General features: G+C 74.7%; 2 protein-coding genes. Both read right to left on the bottom strand.

The window, feature by feature from the left end; translation table 11 throughout:
* The coding region (locus ACFY32_RS13400; protein WP_390674264.1) for a type I polyketide synthase at positions 1-5427 on the bottom strand (5427 nt) is incomplete at its 3' end.
* Positions 5428-5515: 88 nt separating this feature from the next.
* A complete protein-coding gene (locus tag ACFY32_RS13395; RefSeq protein ID WP_390674249.1) occupies positions 5516-26158 on the bottom strand; it encodes an SDR family NAD(P)-dependent oxidoreductase in 20643 nt (6880 codons plus the stop codon).
* Positions 26159-26162: the final 4 nt, after the last annotated feature.

The raw sequence follows: 26162 nt of genomic DNA, 5'->3' as shown, positions 1-26162 counted from the left end.
CTCCGGCGAACCCACCCCACCCGGATACCGGCAACCCATCCCCACGATCGCGATCGGCTCATCCGACACCACCGCCGCCCGCACCCGCTCCCGCGCCCGGTCACCGCCGAGGAGGGTGGAGCGCAGGTGGTTCGCGAGGACCAGGGGTGTCGGGTAGTCGAAGACGAGGGTGGCCGGCAGGCGCAGGCCGGTGGCCGTGCCCAGCAGGTTGCGCAGTTCCACCGCCATCAGCGAGTCGAAGCCGAGTTCGTCGAAGGCGCGCTCGGGTTCGACCTGGGCGGCGGACGCGTGGCCGAGTACACCGGCGACGTGGGTGCGTACGAGGTCGAGCAGCAGCGGGAGGCGTTCGTCCTCCGGCAGCGCCGAGAGCCGTGCCGCCAGTCCGCCGTCGGTGGCCGGGGCCGCCTCGGGGCGTGCCGTGCGCACCAGGGAGCGCAGCAGCGCGGGGACGGTCTCGGGACGGGCTCGTAGCGGTGCCAGGTCCAGCCGCATGGGCACGGCCACGGCGAAGGGCAGCGTGACGGCGGCGTCGAACAGTCGCAGTCCCTCGTCGGCGGAGAGCGCGGCGGCACCGGAGCGCGTGAGGCGGTCCCGGTCGGTGCCGGCCAGTTCGTCGGTCATGCCGCTCGCGTCGGCCCACAGCCCCCATGCGAGGGAGGTCGCGGGCAGCCCGGCCGCCCGGCGGTGCTGGGCCAGCGCGTCCAGGAACGCGTTGGCCGCCGCGTAATTGCCCTGTCCGGGGTTGCCGAACGTGCCCGCCGCCGAGGAGAACAGCACGAACGCCGACAGGTCCAGGTCACGGGTCAGCTCGTGCAGGTTCCACGCCGCGTCCACCTTCGGCCGGAACACCGTATCGATCCGCTCCGGCGTCAGCGAACCGATCGTCCCGTCGTCCAGCACACCCGCCACATGGACGACGGCGGTGACGGGGTGCTCGGCCAGCAGCGCCGCCACGGCGTCCCGGTCACCCACATCGCAGGCGACGGTGGTGACCTCGGCTCCCAGTTCGGTCAACTCGTCGCGGACCGGCCCTGCTTCCCCGCGTCTGCTCGCCAGCACCAGGCGTCGTACCCCGTGCCGTTCCACCAGGTGGCGGGCCACCAGTCCGCCGAGCGTCCCGCTCGCGCCCGTCACCAGCACCGAGCCGTCCGGGCCGAACACCGGCTCCGTGCCGGCCTCCGGCCGCTGTTCCGCGGGACGCACCCGCACGAGCCTCGGTACGCGGATCTCGCCGGAGCGCAGGGCCAGTTGCGGTTCGCCGGTCGCGGCGGCGCCGGGCAGTACGTGGGCGGAGGCGGCCTCCCCGTCGGTGTCGATGAGCACGAACCGGTCGGGGTGTTCGGCCTGTGCCGCGCGGACGAGGCCCCACACCGGCGCGCCGGTCAGGTCGGGGACGTCCTCGCCGGGGCCCGCCGCCACCGCGCCGGTGGTGACCAGGGCCAGCCGGGCCGAGCCGAACCGGTCGTCGGCGAGCCAGGTCTGGAGCAGTGTCAGGGCCCAGTACGTGGCCTCGGCGGGGTTCGTGGCCGGGGGGACGGGGGCGAGGACGAGGTCGGGCACCTCGTCCTGGCCCAGGGCTGCCAGGTCGGGGTAGGTGCGGACCGGTCCGGAGGTGTCCGTCCGGCCGAGCCCGTCGCCCAGGACCGCCCAGCGGGCGGAGACGGAGGCGGCGGGGCGTACGCGGGTCCAGTCGACCCGGAACAGCGAGTCCGTCCGGTCGCCGCCCAGCCCGTCCGCCGGCAGCGTCCGCAGCGTCAGTGCCTCGACCGAGGCGACGGGGGCGCCCGTGCCGTCGGTCAGGTCGATGGCGACGCCCGAGGCGCCCGCCGGGGAGAGCCGGGCCCGCAGGGCGGAGGCGCCGCCGCGGTGCAGTCGTATCCCGCGCCAGGAGTACGGCAGGTGCAACTGTTCCGCGTCGGTGACGAAATCGCCCAGTCCGACGGCGTGCAGGGCGGAGTCGAGCAGCGCGGGGTGCAGGCCGAAGGAGCCCGCGGTGTCCCGGTCGGGGAGTTCCACCTCGGCGAACACCTCGTCGCCCCGGCGCCAGGCGGCGCGCAGGCCGCGGAAGGCGGGCCCGTAGCCGAGGCCCGAGGCGGCGAGGTCGTCGTAGCGGCCGTCGATGGCGAGCCGTTCGGCTCCCTCGGGCGGCCAGGCGGCCGTGGTGGAGGCGGGGGCCGGTTCGTCCGCGGTGAGGGTGCCGAAGGCGTGGCGTGTCCACGGCTGGTCGTCGGGCGCGTCGTCGGGCCGGGAGTAGGCGCCCAGCGTGCGGCGCCCCGACGCGTCCGGCGTGCCGACGGAGACCTGGAGCCACACCGCGCCGTCCTGCGGCAGGACCAGCGGTGCCGCCAGCGTCAGTTCCTCGACGTGGCCGAGTCCGACCTGGTCGCCCGCCCGGATCGCCAGTTCCACGAAGGCGGAGCCCGGGACGAGGACCACGCCGCCGACGGTGTGGTCGGCGAGCCAGGGGTGGGTGGTCAGGGAGAGCCTGCCGGTGAGCAGGGCGCCTTCTTCGGCGGCCAGGGTGACCGCGGCGCCCAGCAGCGGGTGGTCGGCGGCCCGCAGGCCGGCCGAGGTCACGTCCGTCACGTACGCCCCGGCGTCCAGCCAGAACCTGCTGCGCTGGAACGGGTACGTGGGCAGGTCGACGCGCCGTGCGCCGCGTCCCGCGAAGGCCGCCCGCCAGTCGAGGGCGACGCCCCGCACGTGCAGTGCCGCGACGGCCGAGGTGAGGGTGGCGCCCTCGCCCCGGTTCGCGCGGGCGGCGGGCACCAGCAGCGCGTCCTCGTCGACGCAGTCGCGGCCCATCGCGGTCAGCACCGCGTCGGGACCCAGTTCCAGGAAGTGTGTGACGCCCTGGTCGCGCAGGCACCGCACGCCGTCGAGGAAGCGGACCGCCTCGCGGGCGTGGCGTACCCAGTGCTCCGGGTCGCGGGCCTGCTCCGGGGAGAGGACGGCGCCGGTCAGGGTGGAGACGATCGGGATCGCGGGCGTGCCGTAGGAGACGGTGCGGGCGACGGCGCGGAAGTCGTCCAGTACGGCGTCCACGTGCGGGGAGTGGAAGGCGTGGCTGACCCGCAGGTACCGGGTCTTTCCGCCGCGCTCGCGCCAGGCGCCGTCGATGGCGGCCACCGCGTCGGCGTCGCCCGCGATGACCGTGGAGGCGGGGCCGTTGACCGCCGCGACGTCCACCGCGCCGCCGTGCTCGGCGATCAGGCGGCGGACGGTCTCCTCGTCGGCGCGCAGCGACAGCATCGCGCCGCCCTCGGGCAGCGCCCCCATCAGCGCGCCGCGGGCGGCGACCAGCGCGCACGCGTCGGCGAGGGAGAACACGCCCGACACGTGGGCGGCGGCCAGTTCACCGATGGAGTGGCCGGCCAGGAACTGCGGGGCCAGGCCCCAGGCCGTGACGAGGCGGAACAGCGCCACCTCGATCGCGAACAGCGCGGGCTGGGTGTAGGTGGTCAGGTCGAGCAGGGCGGCGGTCCCGGTGCCGGGCTCGGCGAAGAGCACCTCCCGCAGCGGCCGGTCCAGGTGCGGGTCCAGGGCGGCGCAGACCTCGTCCAGCGCGTCCGCGAACACGGGGAACTCCCGGTACAGTTCGCGGCCCGTGCCGGCCCGCTGGCTGCCCTGCCCGCTGAACAGGAACGCGAGCTTGCCGCGGCTGCCCACCGTGCCGCGGACCAGGTTCGGGGCCTCGTCGCCGGCGGCCAGGGCGCGCAGTCCGCTCAGCAGTTCCGCGCGGTCCGTGCCGACGACGGCGGCCCGGTGTTCCAGGGCGGTCCTGCTCACGGCGAGCGAGTAGCCGATGTCCACCGCCGGCGCGTTCTGGCCGTCCAGGTGGGACAGGAGGTCGGCGGCGCGCTCGCGCAGCGCGCCGGGGTCGTTGCCGGACAGCACCCACGGCACCGCGTCGGTCAGGACGGGGGCGGCGGCTTCGGGGGCACCGCCCTGTTCGCCGCCGCGTCCCTCCCGCTCGTCGGCGCTTGCGCCCTGCTCGGCGGTGCCTGCGCCCTGCTCGTCGGCGGTTGCGCCCTGCTCGGCGGCGGGGCCGTCCTGCCCGGCGGCGGGCTCGGCGTTCTCGGCCGGGGCCTGTTCGAGGACGACGTGGGCGTTGGTGCCGCTGATGCCGAACGACGACACCGCCGCCCTGCGAAGCTGCCCCGTCTCCGGCCAGGGCCGGGCCCTGGTCAGCAGTTCCACGGCGCCCGCCGACCAGTCGACGTGCCGGGAGGGCTCGCCGACGTGCAGGGTCGGCGGCAGCACGCCGTGCCGCATCGCCATCACCATCTTGATGACGCCCGCGACACCGGCCGCGCCCTGGGTGTGCCCGATGTTGGACTTCACCGAGCCCAGCCACAGCGGCTCCCCGACCCGCTCCTGGCCGTAGGTGGCCAGCAGCGCCTGGGCCTCGATCGGGTCGCCCAGCGTGGTGCCGGTGCCGTGCGCCTCGACCGCGTCGACCTGGGCCGCGGTGAGCCCGGCGCTGTCCAGGGCCTGCCGGATCACCCGCTGCTGCGAGGGACCGTTGGGTGCGGTCAGGCCGTTGGACGCGCCGTCCTGGTTCACCGCCGAGCCGCGCACGATGCCCAGCACGGGGTGGCCGTTGCGGCGGGCGTCGGACAGCTTCTCCAGCAGCAGCATGCCGACGCCCTCGCCCCAGCCGGTGCCGTCGGCGCTGTCGGAGAAGGACTTGCAGCGGCCGTCCGCGGCGAGGCCGCGCTGCTTGCTGAAGCCGATGAACGTGTTCGGGGTCGCCATGACGGTGACTCCGCCCGCGAGGGCGAGCCCGCACTCGCCCGTCCGCAGCGCCTGGGCCGCCAGGTGCAGGGTGACCAGGGAGGACGAGCAGGCGGTGTCCACCGTGACGGCGGGCCCCTCCAGCGCGAACGTGTAGGACACCCGGCCGGAGGCGACGCTGCCGAAGCCGCCGGTGCCGAGCAGGCCCTCCAGTTCCTCCGGCACCGACCGCAGCCGCGAGGTGTAGTCGTGGTACATCACGCCCGCGAAGACACCCGTCCGGCTGCCGCGCAGTGTCGACGCGTCGATGCCGGCCCGTTCGAACGCCTCCCAGGAGGTCTCCAGCAGCAGCCGCTGCTGGGGGTCCATCGCCAGCGCCTCGCGGGGCGAGATGCCGAACACGCCGGGGTCGAACTCGGCGGCGTCGTGCAGGAACCCGCCCTCGGTGCGGAACTCCCGGTCGGGGTCCTCGGGGTCGGACAGCGCGACCTCGCCCCAGCCCCGGTCGTCGGGGAACGCCGTCACTCCGTCGCGGCCGTTCGCGACCAGCTCCCACAGGTCCTCGGGGGAGCGCACGCCGCCGGGGTAGCGGCAGCCCATGCCGATGATCGCGATCGGTTCCTGCTCGCCCTCCTCGACCTCGCGCAGCTTACGACGGGTCTCACGCAGGTCGGCGGTGACCCGCTTCAGGTAGTACCGGAGCTTGTCCTCGTTGTCCATGCCGTCTCTACTCCAGGAAAAGGTCGAGCCAGTCGAGCAAGTGGGGTGGGCGGGCGGGTCAGGAGATGCCGAACTCCTTGCCGAGCATTTCGAACACCTCGTCGTCCGTCGCCTCGTCGAGGTCCTCGGTCGTCCGCGCGGTGGCGTCGGCCCGGCTGTCGCGCCACAGGGCCAGCAGCGCCGACAGCCGGGCGCCGACCCGGTCGTCCTCGTCGTCGCCGGGCTTGATCGAGGCGAGGCTCGCCTCGATGCGGCTCAGTTCGGCGAGCAGCGGTGCCACTGCGCCGGGTTCGTCGACGACGAGCGCTTCCGTGAGGTGGCCGACCATGTCGAGCGGGGTCGGGTAGTCGAATATCAAGGTGGCGGGCAGGCGCAGTCCGGTGGCGGTGTTCAGCCGGTTGCGCAGGTCGATGGCGGTCAGGGAGTCGAAGCCGAGTTCGGTGAAGGCACGCCGTTCGTCGACCGCCTCGGGGCCGGGCAGCTCCAGCACGGTCGCGATGTGCGTGCACACCAGGTCCACCAGGGCGGACGTCCGCTCGGTCGTCGGCAACCCGGCCAGCCTCTCCCGCAGCGCGGCGGCGGGGTCGGTCCCGGTCTCCGCGACCCTGCGGGCCGTCGTCCGCACCAGGCCGCTGAACACCGGCGGCACCACGGCCGCGCCGCGCACCGCCCGCAGGTCCAGCCGCATCGGTACGACGACGGGGTCCGGTCCTCCGACGGCGGCGTCGAACAGGTCGAGTCCTTCCTCGGCGGACAGGCCTGTGGCACCGGTCCCGGCCATCCGGGCACCCATGCCGTCCTCACCGGACCACAGGCCCCACGCCAGTGACGTGGCGGGCAGCCCGGCCGCCCGGCGGTGCTGGGCCAGCGCGTCCAGGAACGCGTTGGCCGCCGCGTAATTGCCCTGCCCAGGATTGCCGAACGTGCCCGCCGCCGAGGAGAACAGCACGAACGCCGACAGGTCCAGGTCACGGGTCAGCTCGTGCAGGTTCCACGCCGCGTCCACCTTCGGCCGGAACACCGTATCGATCCGCTCCGGCGTCAGCGAACCGATCGTCCCGTCGTCCAGCACACCCGCCACATGGACGACCGCCGACACCGGGTGCTCGGCCAGCAGCGCCGCCACCGCATCCCGGTCCGCCACATCACAGGCGACGACCGCGACCTCGGCGCCCAGACCGGTCAACTCCTCGTCCAGCGCGCCCACCTGGCCACGACGACTCGCCAGCACCAATCGCCGTACCCCGTGCCGCACCACCAAGTGGCGCGCCACCAGCCCGCCGAGCATCCCGCTCGCGCCCGTCACCAGCACCGCACCGTCCGCACCGAACACCGGCTCCGTGCCGGCCTCCGGCCGCAACCGGGCCAGCCGCGGCACGAACGTCTCACCGGCGCGCACGGCCAGTTCAGGTTCCGCGCCGGTGACGGCCGGTTTCCAGGCGTCCTCGTCGTCGATGTCGACCAGCACGAAGCGGTCGGGGTTCTCCGACCGGGCCGACCGCACCAGACCCCATACGGCGGCCGCCGTCGGGTCGGGCACGTCCTGCCCGGCGTCGACCGCCACCGCGCCACGGGTCACCAGCACCAGCCGCGAGGCGGCGCAGCGCTCGTCGGCCAGCCAGCCCTGGACCAGTTCCAGGGCGGTGTGCACCCGCCGGTGCGCCGCCCGCGCGTCCACGTCACCGGGGGCCGTGCAGCGCACCACCACGTTCTCGGGCAGCGGTTCTCCCGCGTCCAGCGCCGACCGGATCGCGGCCCAGTCCGCGTACTCCGCCGCCGGGTCCACGGCACCCGTCGGCGCGGGAGCGGGCACCCAGTCCAGTCGGAACAGCGATTCGAGCCCGCGCGCCGTGCCCAGCGCGTCCGGTGTCACCGCGCGCAGCACCAGGGAGTCCACGGTCGCCACCGGGGCCCCGGAGCCGTCGGCGACGGCCAGGGCCACCGCGTCCGGTCCGGCCGGGGTGAGCCGTACCCGCAGGGCCCTCGCTCCGGAGGCGTGCAGCTTCACACCGGACCACGCGAACGGCAGCCGTCCGTGCTCGACCGGGGGCAGCGCCCCGAACGCCACCGCGTGCAGCACCGCGTCCAGCAGCGCCGGGTGCAGGCCGAAGCCGTCGACGCCGGTCTCCTCCGGCAGCGCGACCTCGGCGAACACCTCGTCGCCCTGGCGCCATACCGCCCGCAGGCCCTGGAACACCGGCCCGTAGGCGAAGCCGCCGTCGGCCATGCCGTCGTAGAAGCCGGCCAGGTCCACGGCCCGCGCGCCCACGGGCGGCCAGGTGCCGAGACCGGCGGGAGCGTCGCCGTCGCCGTCGCCGGCCAGGACGCCGCCGGCGTGCCGGACCCACGGCAGGTCGCCGTCCTCGTCCCGCGCGTGGACCGTGAGGGGACGCCGGCCGGACTCGTCCGGCGCGCCGACCCGTACCTGGACCTGTACGCCGCCGTGTTCGGGCAGCACCAGCGGGGCCTCCAGCGTCAGCTCCTCCACCGAGGCACAGCCGACCTGGTCACCGGCGCGCACGGCCAGTTCGACGAAGGCCGTGCCGGGCAGCAGCGCCGAGCCCATGATCTCGTGCTCGGCGAGCCAGGGGTGGGTGCTCAGCGACAGCCGGCCCGTGAACAGGACGGTGTCCTCGTCCGCGAGCGGGACCGCCGCGCCCAGCAGCGGGTGGTCGGTGGAGCCGAGGCCGAGGCCGGTGGCGTCGGTGCCCGCGCGAAGGCTCGTGTCCGGCCAGAACCGCTGGTACTGGAACGCGTACGTGGGCAGGTCGACGTGCGCGCCGGGGCCGGGGAAGTAGGCGGCCCAGTCGACGGGCACGCCCCGGACGTGGAGTTCGGCGAGGGCGGTCATGACGGCGCCGTCCTCCGCCCGGTCGCCGCGCAGCAGCGGCACGAAGGCCGCGTCCGGCGCGGTCTGCGGGCCCAGGGCCGACAGCACCCCGCCGGGCCCGATCTCGACGAGGACGTCGGCGCCCGTCTCGGCCACGGCGTCCGCGAACCGCACGGGCTCCCGCACATGGCGCACCCAGTACTCCGGTGAGGCGAGTTCCCCGGCGGTCGCCGGCCGGCCGGTCAGCGTGGACACGATCGGGATGGCGGGTTCCGCGTACGACACGCCCTCCAGCACCCGGCGGAAGTCGTCGAGCATCGGGTCCATCAGCGGTGAGTGGAAGGCGTGGCTGACCCGCAGGCGGGTCACCTTCCGCCCGGCCGTGCGCCAGCGCTCCGCGACGGCGTCGACGTCGGCGGCGGCACCGGAGACGACCACCGACGCGGGGCCGTTCACCGCCGCGATGCCCACGGTGTCCGGCAGGCCGGGTGCGACCTCGGCCTCGGCGGCCGCGATCGCCACCATCGCGCCGCCCTCGGGCAGCGCCTGCATCAGGGTGGCGCGGGCCGTCACCACGGTGACGGCGTCGGCCAGTGACCAGACGCCCGCCACGTGCGCGGCGGCCAGTTCGCCGATCGAGTGGCCCGCCAGGACGTCGGGCCGCACGCCCCACGACTCCAGCAGGCGGAACAGGGCGACCTCGACCGCGAACAGCGCGGGCTGCGCCGTCCCCGTCCGGTTCAGGGCGTCGGCGTCGTCCCCCGACAGCACCTCGCGCACCCTCGGGTCGAACGCGCCCAGCACCTCCTCCAGCGCCTCGGCGAACACCGGGGACCAGCGGGCCAGTTCGCGGCCCATGCCGAGCCGCTGCGAGCCCTGGCCGGAGAACAGGTAGCCGGTCTTGCGCTGCTGGGCGACGCCCTGGACGACTCCGCTTCCCGGCCGGCCCTCGGCGGCGTCGGTGAGCCCGGCCAGCAGGTCGGCCCGGTCGCGTCCGACGACGGCGAGCCGGTGTTCGAAACCGGCCCGTGAGGTCGCGAGCGCGCGGGCGACGGCCGCCGGGTCGAGGTCGGGCCGGGCGGTCAGGACGTCCCGCAGCCGTGCCGTCTGCTCCCGCAGGGCACTCTCGGTGCGGCCGGACACCAGCCAGGGACCGGCCGGCGTGTCGGGGGTCCGCGGCGTGTCGGTGTCCGACGCGGACTCGATGATGACGTGCGCGTTGGTGCCGCTGAAGCCGAAGGACGACACGCCGGCCCGCCGGGGCCGGTCCGCGACCGGCCACTCTCGCGCCTCGGTCAGCAGCTCCACCGCGCCGGCCGACCAGTCGATGTGCGGCGAGGGCTCGCCGACGTGCAGCGTCTTCGGCAGCAGGCGGTGCCGCAGCGCCATGACCATCTTGATGACGCCGCCGACACCGGCGGCGGCCTGGGTGTGCCCGATGTTGGACTTCAGCGAGCCCAGCCACAGCGGGTCACCGGCACGGTCCTGGCCGTAGGTGGCCAGCAGCGCCTGCGCCTCGATCGGGTCGCCCAGCGTGGTGCCGGTGCCGTGCGCCTCGACCGCGTCCACGTCGGACGGCGCGAGTCCGGAACTGGCGAGCGCCTGCCGGATGACCCGCTGCTGCGACGGGCCGTTGGGCGCGGTCAGGCCGTTGGACGCGCCGTCCTGGTTGACCGCCGTGCCGCGGATCACCGCCAGCACCCGGTGGCCGTTGCGCTGGGCGTCGGACAGCTTCTCCAGTACGAGGATGCCGACGCCCTCGCCCCAGCCGGTGCCGTCGGCATCGGCGGAGAACGACTTGCACCGGCCGTCCGGGGCCAGGCCCTGCTGGCGGCTGAAGTCGATGAACGCGGCGGGCGTCGCCATGACGGTGGCGCCGCCCGCGAGCGCCAGCGAGCACTCGCCCGACCGCAGTGCCTGCGCCGCCAGGTGCAGGGCGACCAGCGACGACGAGCACGCCGTGTCCACGGTCATCGCGGGGCCCTCCAGTCCGAAGGTGTAGGACACCCGGCCGGAGGCGACGCTGCCCGCGTTGCCGGTGCCGAGGTAGCCCTCGACGTTCTTCGGGACACCGTGCAGCCGGGAGGCGTAGTCGTGGTACATCACGCCGGTGAACACGCCGGTCGCGCTGCCCCGCAGCGACCTGGGGTCGATGCCCGCCCGTTCGAACGCCTCCCAGGAGGTCTCCAGGAGCAGCCGGTGCTGCGGGTCCATGGCGAGTGCCTCGCGGGGCGGGATGCCGAAGAAGGCCGGGTCGAACAGGTCGGCGTCGTGCAGGAAGCCGCCCTCGCGGGTGTAGGAGCTGCCGGCCCGTTCGCCCGAGGGGTCGTAGAGGGCGTCCACGTCCCAGCCGCGCCCGTCGGGGAACGGCGTGATGCCTTCGGCGCCGTCGACGACCAGCCGCCACAGGTCCTCCGGCGAGCGGACGCCGCCGGGGTAGCGGCAGCTCATGCCGACGATCGCGATCGGCTCGTCGGCCACGGCGGCCACCGCGCGGGGGCTCGCCGCGACGGCCGGGGCGCCCGCGAGTTCGGTGCCGAGGAACGCGGCCACCGCCTCGGGGGACGGGTGGTCGAAGACCAGTGTCGCCGGCAGGCGCAGTCCGGTGGCGGTGTTCAGCCGGTTGCGCAGGTCGATCGCGGTCAGCGAGTCGAAGCCCAGCTCGGTGAACGCCTGGCCGGACGCGACCTCCTCGGGTCCGGCGTGGCCGAGTACGGCGGCGGCCTGGGTGCGGACGAGGTCCAGCAGGACCCGGCCGCGTTCCTCCGCGGCCATCCGCGTCAGCCGGTCCCGCAGCGCGGCGGCCGGATCGGTTCCGCCGCCCGCCGCCCGGCGGCCGGTGGTCCGTACCAGGCCGCTGAACACCGGCGGCAGCGCGTCCGCGGCACGCAGCGCCCGCAGGTCGAGCCGCATCGGTACGACGACCGGGTCGGTGCCGGAGGTCGCCGCGTCGAACAGTGCGACGCCTTCCGCCGCGGACAGCCCGGCGGTGGCGGCCCCGGCGACCCGCGCGCCCATGCCGTCGGCCCACAGGCCCCAGGCCAGGGAGGTCGCGGGCAGTCCGGCCGCCCTGCGGTGCCGGGCGAGCGCGTCCAGGAACGCGTTGGCCGCCGCGTAGTTGCCCTGTCCGGGGCCGCCGAGGGTGCCCGCCACGGAGGAGAACAGCACGAACGCCGTCAGATCCAGGTCGCGGGTGAGTTCGTGCAGGTTCCGGGCCGCGTCCACCTTCGGTCGGAACACCGTGTCGACCTGTTCGGCGGTCAGTGAGCCGATCGTGCCGTCGTCCAGGACGCCGGCGGTGTGTACGACGGCGGTGACGGGGTGTTCGGCGAGCAGCGCCGCCACCGCGTCCCGGTCGGCCACGTCACAGGCGACCACGGTGGTCTCGGCGCCGAGCGCGGTCAGCTCCGCGCGCAGCGCCTCGGCGCCCTCCGCCGCCATGCCCCGCCTGCTGGCCAGCACCAGCCGCCGCACCCCGTGCCGTTCGGCCAGGTGCCGGGCGGTCAGGCCGCCCAGCGCGCCGGACGCGCCGGTGACCAGCACCGAGCTGTCCGGTCCGAACACCGGCTCCGCGCCGGCCTCCGGTCGTACCCGGGCCAGCCGGGCCACGAAGGTCCGCCCGTCCCGTACGGCGAGCTGGGGCTCGCCGGTCGCGAGCGCCGGTGTCCAACCGTCCTCGGCATCGGTGTCCAGCAGCACCAGCCGGTCGGGGTGCTCCGACTGCGCCGAGCGCAGCAGGCCCCACACCGCGGCCGAGGCGGGCGCGGGCACGTCGTCCTCGGTGCCGACCGCCACCGCGCCACGGGTGACCAGCACCAGTGTCGACTCGGTGGTGCGCTCGTCGGCCAGCCAGCCCTGTACGAGTTCCAGCGCGGTCAGCACGTCCGGGCGCACCGCGCTCACGTCACCGGGGCCCGCGGCCCGCACCACGACGTGTTCCGGCAGCGTCTCCCCCGCGTCGAGGGCGGACCGCACCGAGGCCCAGTCCGCGAACTCCGCCACGGTCACCGCACCGGCGTTCGTGGCCGGGGCGGGCACCCAGTCCAGGCGGAACAGCGACTCCCAGCCCTTGCCGGGCAGCGTCGCCGACAGCGGGCGGAGCACCAGCGCGTCGACCGTGGCCACCGGGGCGCCCGCCCCGTCCGCCACGGCCAGCGCCACCGCGTCCGCCCCCGCGGGCGACAGCCTCACCCGCAGCACGGTCGCGCCGACGGCGTGCAGCCGCACTCCCGACCAGGTGAACGGCAACCCGCCGGGAGCGTCACCGCCGCCCATCAGTCCGACGCCGTGCAGTGCCGCGTCCAGCAGCGCCGGGTGCAGGCCGAAGCCGCCCGCGTCCACGTCCTCGGGCAGCGCGACCTCGGCGAACACCTCGTCGCCCTTGCGCCAGGCCGAGCGCAGCCCCTGGAACACCGGCCCGTAGCCGAAACCGCCGTCGGCCATCCGGTCGTACAGCCCGTCCAGGTCCACGGCCTCCGCCCCGGCGGGCGGCCACACCGCGAGGTCGGCCGCCGGCCCGTCGGGGCCGGTGGCGAGCACGCCGCTCGCGTGCCGTACCCACAGGTCGTCCTCGTCCGCGCGGGCGTGCACCGTCAGCGGGCGCCGCCCGGACCCGTCCGGCACCCCGACCCGCACCTGCACCCGCACGCCGCCGCGCTCGGGCACCGTCAGCGGCACCTCCAGCGTCAGCTCCTCGATCCGGTCGCAGCCGAGCTGGTCGCCCGCCCGGACCGCCAGTTCGACGAAGGCCGTGCCGGGCACCAGGACCGTGCCCTGGATCGCGTGATCGGCCAGCCAGGGGTGGGTCTCCAGGGACAGCTTGCCGGTGAGCAGCCGCCCGTCCGAGTCGGCGGTGTCGAGGACCGCGCCGAGCAGCGGGTGGTCCGCCGGGCCGAGGCCCGCCGCGTCCAGGTCGCCCGCCGACACACCGGCGTCCAGCCAGTAGCGCCGGTGCTGGAAGGCGTACGTCGGCAGGTCGACCCGCCGGGCGCCCCGGCCGGCGAAGAACGCCTCCCAGTCCACCGTCACGCCCCGCGCGCACATCCGTGCCACCGCCGAGACCGACGCGGACTCCTCCGGGCGGTCCCCGCGCAGCACCGGTACGAACGCGGCTTCGGGCGCGGTCTCCTGGCCCAGCGCGGACAGCGTGCCGCCCGGACCGACCTCGACGAACGTCACCACGTCCTGGTCCACGAGGGTGCGGACGGCGTCGGCGAACCGCACCGACTCCCGCACATGCCGCACCCAGTACTCGGGCGAGGTGAGCTGCTCCGCGCCGGCCGCCGCGCCGGTCAGCGTGGACACGATCGGCACCCTCGGCGTCTCGTAGGACACCTCTTCCAGGACGCGGCGGAAGTCGTCCAGCATCGGGTCCATCAGGGGCGAGTGGAACGCGTGGCTGACCTTGAGACGGGTCACCTTGCGGCCCGCCTCGCGCCACTTCCCGGCCACTGCCTCCACATCGGCGGCGGCACCGGAGACGACCACCGAGGTGGGGCCGTTGACCGCCGCGATGCCCACGGTGTCCGGCAGCTCCGGTGCGACCTCGGCCTCGGACGCCTGGATCGCCACCATGGCACCGCCGGTCGGCAGCGCCTGCATCAGCCTGCCGCGAGCGGAGACCACCTTCGCGGCGTCCGCCAGCGACCACACGCCCGCCACGTGCGCGGCGGCCAGCTCGCCGATTGAGTGCCCCGCCAGTACGTCGGGACGGATGCCCCAGGACTCAAGGAGACGGAACAGCGCCACCTCCACCGCGAACAACGCGGGCTGCGTCACGCCCGTTTCGTTCAGCGCGTCGGCGTCCTCGCCGAAGAGGGTCTCGCGCACCTGGGGGTCGAACGCGTTCAGCGCCTCGTCGAGAGCCTCGGCGAACACCGGGAAACGAGCCGCCAGTTCGCGGCCCATACCCAGCCGCTGCGAGCCCTGACCCGAGAACAGGAAGCCCACACCACCCGCGGCGACGGTGTCCGCGACCAGACCGGCGGACGTCCGCCCCTCGGCCAGCGCGGTCAGCCCGTCCAGCAGACCCGTGAGATCGTCGCCCACGACCACCGCCCGGTGGGCGAACGCCGACCGGGTCGTCGCCAGCGAGCAGGCGACGTCCGCCTCGGTGATACCCGGCGTCACCACGACGTGCTCGCGCAGCCGGAGTGCCTGGTCCCGCAGTGCCTCCGCGCTCCGCGCGGACAGCACCCACGGCACGACGCCGCCGGCCGGGACCGGAGGCTGTTCCTCGCTCGGGACCTGCTCGATGATGGTGTGCGCGTTGGTGCCGCTGACGCCGAACGACGACACGCCGGCCCGCCGCGGGCGACCGGTCTCCGGCCACGGCCGCGGCTCCGTCAGCAGCTCGACGTCACCGGCGGACCAGTCCACCTGGGTCGTGGGCTGCTCGGCGTGCAGGGTCGGCGGCAGCACTCCGTGCCGCATCGCCATGACCATCTTGATGACACCCGCGACACCGGCCGCCGCCTGCGTGTGGCCGATGTTGGACTTCAGCGACCCGAGCCACAGCGGGTCACCGGCGCGGTCCTGGCCGTAGGTGGCCAGCAGCGCCTGCGCCTCGATGGGGTCGCCGAGCGTGGTGCCGGTGCCGTGCGCCTCGACCGTGTCCACGTCGGACGGCGCGAGTCCCGCGCTCGCGAGCGCCTGGCGGATGACGCGCTGCTGGGACGGGCCGTTCGGGGCGGTGAGCCCGTTGGAGGCGCCGTCCTGGTTGATCGCCGAGCCGCGCACGACCGCCAGCACCTGGTGGCCGTTGCGGCGGGCGTCCGACAGCCGTTCCACCAGCAGCATCCCGACGCCCTCGCCCCAGCCCGTGCCGTCCGCGCCGTCGGCGAACGACTTGCACCGGCCGTCGGCGGCCAGGCCCCGCTGGCGGCTGAAGTCCACGAAGGTGCTCGCGGTGGCCATCACGGCGACACCGCCCGCCAGGGCCAGCTCGCACTCCCCGGACCGCAGCGCCTGCACCGCCATGTGCAGGGCGACCAGCGACGAGGAGCACGCCGTGTCGACCGTGACCGCGGGGCCCTCCAGCCCCAGTACGTAGGCGACGCGGCCGGAGGCGACGCTGCCGGACGCGCCGGTGCCGAGGTAGCCCTCCACGTCGTCCGGGACGGAACGCAGCCGCGCCGCGTAGTCGTGGTACATCAGGCCCGCGAACACCCCCGTCGCGCTGCCCCGCACCGACTCCGGCGCGATCCCGGCCCGCTCGAACGCCTCCCAGGAAGCCTCCAGCAGCAGCCGCTGCTGCGGGTCCATCGCCAGCGCCTCGCGGGGGCTGATGCCGAAGAACGCCGGGTCGAACTGGTCGGCGTCGTACAGGAAGCCGCCTTCGCGGGCGTACGAGGTGCCCGGGTGCTCCGGGTCCGGGTGGTAGAGCCGCTCCAGGTCCCATCCCCGGTTGCCGGGGAACTCGCCGATGGCGTCGACGCCGTTGAGCACCAGGCGCCACAGGTCCTCGGGCGAGTTCACCCCGCCGGGGTAGCGGCAGCTCATGCCGACGATGGCGATCGGCTCGTCGATCGCGGCGGCCACCGCGCGGGTGGTCGCCGTGGCGACCGGGGCACCCGCGAGTTCGGTGCCCAGGTAACCGGCCACCGCCTCCGGGGTCGGGTAGTCGAAGACCAGTGTCGCGGGCAGGCGCAGTTCGGTGACCGCGGTGAGCCGGTTGCGCAGCTCGACCGCGCTGAGCGAGTCGAAGCCCAGTTCCCTGAACGCCCGGTCGGGCGCGATGGCGTGCGCCGAGCTGTGGCCGAGCACCACGGCCACGTGGCCGAGCACGAGGTCCAGCAGCACCTTCTCGCGTTCCGGCTCGGTCAGTTCGACCAGCGTCCGGGCCAGCTCGGTGCCGGCGACGGCGGCGCGCTCGACGGTCCGGCGTGCCGTACCGCGTACCAGGCCGCGCAGGACGGGGGCCACGGGGTGGGAGCGCGCCTGCTGGTGCAGGGCGGGCAGGTCGAGGGGGACCGGTGCCAGGACGGCACGCCCGGTCGAGCCCGCCGCGTCGAACAGCGCCAGCCCCTCGGCCGTACGCAGGGGTATCAGGCCGCCCCGGCTCATCCGCTGCACGTCGGAGTCGTCGAGCGCTCCCGCCATGCCGCCGCCCGCGTCCGCCCACAGGCCCCAGGCCAGCGAGGTGGCGGGCAGGCCGCCGGCCCGGCGGTGCTGGGCGAGTGCGTCCAGGAAGGTGTTGGCCGCCGCGTAGTTGCCCTGCCCGGGACCGCCGAACACACCGGAGGCGGACGAGAACAGGACGAACGCCGACAGGTCCAGGTCGCGGGTGAGTTCGTGCAGGTGCCAGGCGGCGTCCACCTTCGGCCGGAACACCGTGTCGATGCGCTCCGGGGTCAGCGAGCCGATCGTCCCGTCGTCCAGGACGCCCGCGGTGTGGACGACGGCGGTGACGGGGTGTTCGGCGAGCAGCGCCGCCACCGCGTCCCGGTCCGCCACGTCACAGGCGGCGAACGTCACCTCGGCGCCCAGCGCGACGAGATCGCCGCGCAGCGCCTCGGCCCCCTCGGCCGCCGCACCGCGCCTGCTGACCAGCAGCAGGTTCCGTACGCCGCGCTCCGCGACGAGATGCCGGGCCATGAGCCCGCCCAGCGTGCCCGTCGCACCCGTGACCAGCACCGCGCCCGAACCGAAACCGGGGTCCTCCACCACGGAGTGCCGGGCCCTGACCAGTCGCGGCACGTAGAGGGCGCCGGACCGCAGCGCGAACTGCGGCTCGCCCGTCGCCAGCGCCGCGGGCAGGGCCTCCAGCGAGCCCGCCTCGTCGTCGAGGTCGACCAGCACGAACCGGTCCGGGTTCTCCGACTGCGCCGACCGCACCAGGCCCCACACCGCCGCCTGCGCCACGTCCCGCACGTCCTCGTCGGCCGCGGCGGCGACCGCGCCCCCGGTCACCACGACCAGGCGTGCCGTGCCGGACCGCTCGTCCGACAGCCAGGTCTGTACCGCGTTCAGCGCCCAGTGCGCCGCCTCGTGCGCCGCGAACACCGGGTCGGAGCCGGACGTGACCGGCCGGGTCAGGACGACGTGATCGGGCAGCTCCGCCGACGACGCCGACGTCTCCAGCGCGTCCAGGTCGGTCCACTCGACGGCCGGGGCATCACCCTCGGACAGGGACGCCGGCACCCAGTCCACGCCGAACAGCGCGTCGCCGAGGTCGTCCCCGGCCAACTGCTCCTGCGAGACCGGCCGCAGCACCAGGGAGTCGACCGTGGCCACCGGAGCACCCGCCCCGTCCGCGACGGTCAACGCCACCCGGTCCGCGCCCGAGGGCGTCAACCGCACCCGCAGCGTCTCGGCACCGGAGGCGTGCAGCCGCACCCCCGACCAGGCGAACGGCAGCCGCCCGACCCCGTCCGCGTCACCGGCCAGGCCGATCGCGTGCAGCGCCGCGTCCAGCAGCGCCGGATGCAGACCGAAACCGTCCGCGCCCACGCCCTCGGGCAGCGCGACCTCGGCGAACACCTCGTCCCCGAGCCGCCACGCCGCCCGCAGCCCCTGGAAGACCGGCCCGTAACCGAAACCGCCGTCGACCATGTGCTCGTAGAAGCCGTCCAGGTCCACGGTCTCCGCCCCGACGGGCGGCCACTCGGCCAAGGACACCCCGCCGGAACGCCCGGCGGCGCGGAGCACGCCGGTGGCGTTGCGGGTCCACGACACGCCGTCGTCGCCCGCGCTGGAGTGCAGGGTCAGCTCGCGCCGGCCCGACTCGTCCTCGACGCCGACCCACACCTGGACCTGCACCGCACCGTTCTGCGGCAGGATCAGCGGCGCTTCCAGGGTGAGTTCCTCCACCAGGTCGCACCTGACCTGGTCACCCGCGCGGATCGCCAGTTCCAGGAACGCCGTGCCGGGCAGCAGGATCGTGTCCAGTACGGCGTGATCGGCCAGCCACGGATGGGTCTGGGCGGACAGTCGCCCGGTGAGCAGCGCACCGTCCGTGCCGCCGAGGGTGACGGCCGCGCCCAGCAGCGGGTGATCGGCCGCGCCCAGTCCGGCGGCCGTCACATCGCCGACCGAGGGCACTACGTTGGGCCAGAAGCGCTCGCGCTGGAAGGCGTAGGTCGGCAGGTCGACCCGTCGGGCGCCGCTGCCGTCGAAGAACGCCGCCCACTCCACCGGAACACCTCGTACGTGCAGGTGCCCGGCGGCCAGGGTGGCGGCCACCGCTTCCGGCCGGTCCCCGCGCAGCACCGGCACGAACGCGGCTTCGGGCGCGGTCTCCTGGCCCAGCGCGGACAGCGTGCCGCCCGGACCGACCTCGACGAACGTGCTCACGCCCTCGGCCGTGAGCGTGTTGATGGCGTCGGCGAAACGGACCGCCTCGCGTACGTGCCGTACCCAGTACTCCGGGGAGGTCAGCTCCTCGGGGGTGGCGCGGACGCCGGTGAGCGTGGACACGATCGGGATCACGGGCGTCCCGTAGGACACCTCTCCCAGGACGCGGCGGAACTCGTCCAGCATCGGGTCCATCGAGGGTGAGTGGAAGGCGTGGCTGACCTTGAGGCGGGATACCTTCCGGCCCGCCTCGCGCCAGCGCTCCGCGACTGCTTCCACCTCGGCGGCGACGCCTGAAATGACGACCGACGACGGGCCGTTGACCGCCGCGATGCCCACGGTGTCCGGCAGCTCCGGTGCGACCTCGGCCTCGGACGCCTGGATGGCCACCATGGCGCCGCCGGTCGGCAGCGCCTGCATCAGCGTGCCGCGAGCGGCGACCACCTTCGCGGCATCGGCCAGTGACCACAGGCCCGCCACGTGCGCGGCGGCCAGTTCGCCGATCGAGTGCCCGGCCAGTACGTCGGGACGGATGCCCCAGGACTCAAGGAGACGGAACAGCGCCACCTCCACCGCGAACAACGCGGGCTGCGTCACCCCCGTCTCGTTCAGCGCGTCGGCGTCCTCACCGAACAGCGTCTCGCGCACCTTCGGATCGAACGCGGCCAGCACCTCGTCCAGGGCCTCGGCGAACACCGGGTAGCGGGCGGCCAGTTCGCGGCCCATGCCCAGCCGCTGGGAGCCCTGGCCCGAGAACAGGAAGCCCAGCGGACCGGCGTCGTTGACAGCCCCGATGACCACGGCGCCGGCCGGCCGGCCTTCGGCCATGGCTGTCAGGGCTTCGAGGAACTCGGACCGCTCGGTGGCGACGACCACCGCGCGGTGTTCCAGCGCCGCCCGGGAGGTCGCCAGCGAGTAGCCGATGTCGGCCGGGGACTGGTCGTCCACGAAGGACGCCAGCCGGGCGGCCTGTTCCCGCAACGCCTCGGGGCCGCGGGCCGACAGCACCCACGGCACCAGGCCGTCGCGTACCGGCTCGGGGGTCTCCTCCCGCTCCGTCGCGGGGGCCTGCTCGACGATGACGTGCGCGTTCGTGCCGCTCACGCCGAACGACGACACACCCGCCCGCCAGGGGCGGTCCACCTCCGGCCACGCACGCTGCTCGGTCAGCAGCTCCACCGCACCCGCCGACCAGTCCACGTGCGACGACGGCTCGGTCACGTGCAACGTCTGCGGCAGCACACCCTGCCGCAGCGCCATCACCATTTTGATCACACCCGCGACACCGGCCGCCGCCTGGGTGTGCCCGATGTTGGACTTGATCGAACCGAGCCACAGCGGTTCACCGGACCGGTCCCGGCCGTAGGTGGCGAGCAGCGCCTGGGCCTCGATCGGGTCGCCCAGCGTCGTCCCCGTGCCGTGCGCCTCCACGGCGTCCACGTCGGTCGGGGCCAGCCCCGCGCTCGCCAGGGCCTGGCGGATCACCCGCTGCTGCGACGGGCCGTTCGGCGCGGTCAGGCCGTTGGAGGCGCCGTCCTGGTTCACCGCCGAGCCACGGACCACCGCCAGCACCTGGTGGCCGTTGCGCTGCGCGTCCGACAGGCGCTCCACCAGCAGCACGCCGACGCCCTCGCCCCAGCCGGTGCCGTCCGCGCTGTCGGAGAACGCCTTGCAGCGGCCGTCCTCCGCGAGCCCGCGCTGGCGGCTGAAGTCGATGAACACACCCGGCGTGGACATCACCGTCACGCCGCCGACCAGCGCCAGCTCGCATTCACCCTGGCGCAGCGCCTGAGCGGCCCAGTGCAGCGCGACCAGCGACGAGGAGCACGCGGTGTCCACCGTGACGGCGGGGCCTTCGAGACCGAAGGTGTAGGACAGCCGGCCGGAGATGACACTGGCCGCGCTGCCCGTGCCGACGTACCCCTCCACCCCTTCCAGGCTGTCCGGGGCGGCCATCAGCAACGTCGGATAGTCCTGGCCGTTGGTGCCGACGAACACGCCCGACCGGCTGCCCCGCAAGGAGTCCGGGTCGATGCCCGCTCGCTCGAACGCCTCCCAGGAGGTTTCCAGGAGGAGCCGCTGCTGCGGGTCCATCGCCAGCGCCTCGCGCGGCGAGATCCCGAAGAACGCCGGGTCGAACTCCGCCACGCGGTCGAGGAACGCACCCATGCGGGTGTAGCTCGTCCCCCGCTGGTCGGGGTCGTCGTCGAACAGGGTGTTCAGGTCCCAGCCACGGTCGGCCGGGAACTCCACCACGGCGTCCTCGCCGCCGGCCAGCAGCTTCCAGAGGTCTTCCGGTGAGTCCACCCCGCCGGGGAAGCGGCAGCTCATGCCGACGATGGCGATCGGTTCGTCGGTGACGGCCGTGGTGCGGGCGGTCGCCGTCAGGACGGGTGCGCCCGCGAGTTCCGCACCGAGGAACGCCGCCAGCGCCGCGGGCGTCGGGTAGTCGAAGACCAGCGTCGCCGGCAGGCGCAGCTCGGTGACCGCGCCCAGCCGGTTGCGCAGTTCGACGGCGGTCAGCGAGTCGAAGCCGAGTTCCTTGAAGGCGCGGTCGGGCGCGACGGCCTGTGCCGAGTTGTGGCCGAGGACGACGGCCACGTGGCCGAGTACGAGGTCCAGCAGCACCTTGTCGCGCTCCGCGGCGGTCATGCCCGCCAGTGACTGCGCGAACGCGGACCCGACGACGGAGCCGGCTTCGGCGGTCCTGCGTACCGTGCCACGCACCAGGCCGCGCAGGATGGGGGCCACGGGGTGGGAGCGCGCCTGCTGGTGCAGGGCGGGCAGGTCCAGGGGTGCCGGCGCCAGGACGGCCTGCCCGGTCGTGCCCGCCGCGTCGAACAGCGCCAGCCCTTCGGCCGTACGGAGCGGGAGCAGGCCGCCCCGGCTCATGCGTCGCAGGTCGGCGTCGTCGAGCTGGCCGGTCATGCCGCTGGCCTCGGCCCACAGGCCCCAGGCCAGCGAGGTGGCGGGCAGTCCGGCGGCCCGGCGGTGCTGGGCGAGCGCGTCCAGGAAGGTGTTCGCCGCCGCGTAGTTCGCCTGGCCGGGGGCCCCGAGGACGCCGGCCACCGAGGAGAACAGCACGAACGCCGACAGGTCCAGGTCGCGGGTCAGCTCGTGCAGGTTCCAGGCCGCGTCCACCTTCGCCCGGAACACCGTGTCGATCCGCTCCGGCGTCAGCGAGCCGATCACACCGTCGTCCAGCACACCCGCCGTGTGCACGACGGCGGTCACGGGGTGTTCGGCGAGCAGCGCCGCCAGCGCGTCCCGGTCGGCCACGTCGCAGGCCGCCAGGACGGCCTCGGCGCCCAGCCCGACCAGTTCGTCACGCAGTTCCTCGGCACCTTCGGCCGCCGCGCCGCGCCGGCTGACCAGCAGCAGGTTCCGTACACCGCGCTCCGCGACCAGGTGCCGGGCCACGAGCCCGCCCAGCGTGCCCGTCGCACCGGTGACCAGCACCGCGCCCGAGCCGAACCCGGGGTCCTCCGCCACGGAGTGCCGGGCCCTGGCCAGTCGGGGCGCGTGCAGGGCGCCGGACCGCAGCGCGAACTGCGGCTCGCCGGTGGCCAGCGCGGCGGGCAGCGCGTCTCTCGACGCGGCGTCGTCGAGGTCGACCAGCACGAACCGGTCCGGGTTCTCCAACTGGGCCGACCGGATCAGGCCCCATACCGCCGCCTGTGCCACATCCCGTACCCGCTCGTCGGACGAGGCGGCGACCGCTCCGGTCGTCACCACGACCAGACGTGCCGCGTCGGACCGCTCCTCCGACAGCCACCGCTGCACCACGTCCAGCGCCCAGTGCGCCGCCTCGTGCGCGGCCGGCACCGGGTCGGAGCCGGACGTGACCGGGCACGGCACGACCACGTAATCGGACCGTGGGTCGCCCAGTGCCTCCAGGGTCGTCCAACCGGTCGTCGGAGCGTCGCCGTCGGCCGGCGCGACCGGCACCCAGTCGATGCCGAACAGCGCGTTGGCGTGGTCGTCGCCGGTGAACCGGTCCGGCGACACCGGGCGCAGCGCCAGCGAGTCCACGGTCGCGACCGGGGCGCCCGCCCCGTCCGCCACCACCAAGGACACCTCGTCCGGCCCCGTGGGCGCCAGGCGCACCCGCAGCACCGTCGCGCCCGAGGCGTGCAGCCGTACACCCGACCACGCGGCCGGGAGTCGGCCGGTCCCGTCGTCACCGGTCAGGCCGGCGGCGTGCAGTGCCGCGTCCAGCAGCGCGGGGTGCAGACCGAAGCCGTCCGCGTCGACGCCGTCCGGCAGCACGACCTCGGCGAACACCTCGTCTCCGCGCCGCCACGCCGCCCGCAGCCCCTGGAACACCGGCCCGTAGCCGAAGCCGGCGTCGGCCGCCCGGTCGTAGAACCCGTCGAGGTCCACGACCTTGGCGCTCGCGGGCGGCCATTCCGTCAGGGAGGTGCCGCCGGGTCGTCCGGCGGCGCGCAGCACACCGGTGGCGTGCCGCGTGTACGGCCGGTCGTCGTCGGTGTCGCCCGTGCTGGAGTAGAGGGTCAGCTCGCGTCTGCCCGACTCGTCCGGGGAGCCGACCCACACCTGTACCCGGACGCCACCGCGTTCGGGCACCAGCAGCGGCGTCTCCAGCGTCAGTTCCTCCACCAGGTCGCAGCCGACCTGGTCGCCCGCGCGGATCGCCAGCTCGACGAAGGCCGTGCCGGGCAGCAGGACCGCGCCCTGGACCGCGTAGTCGGCCAGCCACGGGTGGGTCTGGACCGACAGCCGGCCGGTGAGCAGTACGCCGTCCGTGCCGCCCACCGTGACGGCCGCGCCCAGCAGCGGGTGGTCGGCCGTGCCGAGTCCGGCAGCCGTCACATCGCCGATCGCGGGCAGCGCGTCCAGCCAGTAACGGTCGTGCTGGAACGGGTAGGTCGGCAGGTCGACCCGTCGGGCGCCGCGGCCGTCGAAGAACGCCGCCCACTCCACCGGGACACCTCGTACGTGCAGGTGCCCGGCGGCCAGGGTGGCGGCCACCGCTTCCGGCCGGTCCCCGCGCAGCACCGGCACGAAGGCCGCCTCGGGGGCCGACTCCTGGCCCAGCGCGGACAGCGTGCCGCCCGGACCGACCTCGACGAACGTCTCCACGTCCTCGCTCACGAGCGTGCGGACGGCGTCGGCGAACCGCACCGCCTCCCGCACGTGCCGCACCCAGTACTCCGGGGAGGCCAGTTCCTCGGCCGTGGCCCGGACGCCGGTCAGCGTCGACACGATCGGGATCACGGGCGCCGCGTACGCCACGTCCTCCAGCACCCGGCGGAAGTCGTCCAGCATCGGGTCCATCAAGGGTGAGTGGAACGCGTGGCTGACCTTGAGACGGGATACCTTCCGGCCCGCCTCGCGCCACTTCTCCGCGACCGCCTCGACATCGGCGGCGACGCCCGAGACCACCACCGACGACGGGCCGTTCACCGCCGCCACGCCCACGGTGTCCGTCAGATCCGGCGCGACCTCGGTCTCCGACGCCTGGATCGCGACCATGGCGCCGCCGGTCGGCAGCGCCTGCATCAGCGTGCCGCGTGCGGAGACCACCTTCGCCGCGTCGGCCAATGACCACACGCCGGCCACGTGCGCGGCGGCCAGCTCACCGATCGAGTGTCCCGCCAGTACGTCGGGGCGTACGCCCCACGACTCCAGCAGCCGGAACAGCGCCACCTCGACCGCGAACAGCGCCGGCTGCGTCACGCCGGTCTCGTTCAGCGCGTCGGCGTCCTCGCCGAACAGCGCCTCGCGCACCCGCGGATCGAACTCCGCCAGCGCCTCGTCCAGGGCCTGGGCGAACACCGGGAAGCGTGCCGCCAGTTCGCGGCCCATGCCCAGCCGCTGCGACCCCTGGCCCGAGAACAGGAAGCCCACCTGGCCGGGTTCGTCGGCGACACCCGTCACCACGGCACCGGCCGGCCGGCCGTCCGCCACCGCCGCCAGGGCGTCGAGGAACTCAGCTCGATCAGTGGCGACGACCACGGCACGGTGCTCCAGCGCCGCTCGGGAGGTCGCCAGCGAGTACCCCACGTCGACCGGGGACTGTCCGTCCACGAAGGACACCAGCCGGGCGGCCTGCTCCCGCAACGCCTCCGCGCCGCGCGCCGACAGCACCCACGGCACCAGACCCTCGCGTACCGGCTCGGAGGTCTCCTCCCGCTCCACCACGGGGGCCTGCTCGACGATCACGTGCGCGTTCGTCCCGCTCACACCGAACGACGACACACCCGCCCGCCACGGCCGGCCGACCTCCGGCCACGGCCGGGCCTCGGTCAGCAGTTCCACGGCGCCGGCCGACCAGTCCACGTGGGTCGACGGCCGGTCGACGTGCAGGGTCTTCGGCAGCTTTCCGTGCCGCATGGCCAGGATCATCTTCATCACACCCGCCACGCCGGAGACGGCCTGGGTGTGACCGATGTTCGACTTCAGTGCCCCCAGCCACAGCGGCCGGTCGGCGGGCCTGTTCTGGCCGTAGGTGGCCAGCAGGGCCTGCGCCTCGATCGGGTCGCCCAGCGTGGTGCCGGTGCCGTGCGCCTCCACCGCGTCCACGTCGGTCGGGGCGAGCCCGGAGGCGGTCAGGGCCTGGCGGATCACCCGCTGCTGCGACGGGCCGTTCGGTGCGGTCAGGCCGTTGGACGCGCCGTCCTGGTTGACGGCCGAGCCCCGTATCACCGCCAGTACCGGGTGGCCGTTGCGCTGTGCGTCCGACAGCTTCTCCAGGAGCAGCAGGCCGGCGCCCTCGCCCCAGCCGGTGCCGTCCGCGGCGTCGGCGAAGGGCTTGCAGCGGCCGTCCGTGGCCAGTCCGCGCTGGCGGCTGAACTCGATGAAGGTGTCCGGCGTCGACATCACGGTGACGCCGCCCGCGACGGCCAGCCCGCACTCGCTGTGCCGCAGCGCGTGCACCGCGAGGTGCAGGGCGACCAGGGACGACGAGCAGGCGGTGTCGATGGTCAGGGCGGGGCCTTCGAGGCCGAGCACGTAGGAGATGCGGCCGGAGACGACGCTCGCCGCGTTGCCGGTGAGGAAGTACCCCTCGTAGCCGTCGGGCACGCCGTTGGCCAGGCGGGCGAGGTAGCCCTGGCCGTTGGTGCCGATGAAGACGCCGGTTCTGCTGCCCCGTACCGAGTGCGGGTCGATGCCCGCCCGCTCGAAGGCCTCCCAGGACGTCTCCAGCAGCAGCCGCTGCTGCGGGTCCATCGCCGCGGCCTCGCGCGGGGAGATACCGAAGAACGCCGGGTCGAACTGGTCGGCGTCGTACAGGAAGCCGCCCTCGCGGGTGTAGCTGGTCCCCTGCTGGTCGGGGTCGTCGCTGTAGAGGGCCTCCAGGTCCCACCCGCGGTTGGTGGGGAACCCGGAGATGGCGTCCCGGCCCTCCGCGAGCAGTTCCCACAGGTCTTCCGGTGACCGTACGCCACCGGGGAACCGGCAGCTCATACCGACGATCGCGATGGGCTCGACCTCGCGCTCCTCGACCTCGCGCAGCTTGCCACGCGCCTCCTGGAGGTCAACCGTGGCTCGCCGGAGGTAGTCGAGGTACTTCTCCTCGTTGGACATCTGTTGCGACCTTTCAGGCGAGTTCATCGGC

It is taken from the genome of Streptomyces sp. NPDC000134 (assembly GCF_042899225.1).
In the GTDB taxonomy this organism is placed as follows: Bacteria; Actinomycetota; Actinomycetes; order Streptomycetales; family Streptomycetaceae; genus Streptomyces.
This window is presented reverse-complemented; position numbering and strand designations above follow the sequence as displayed.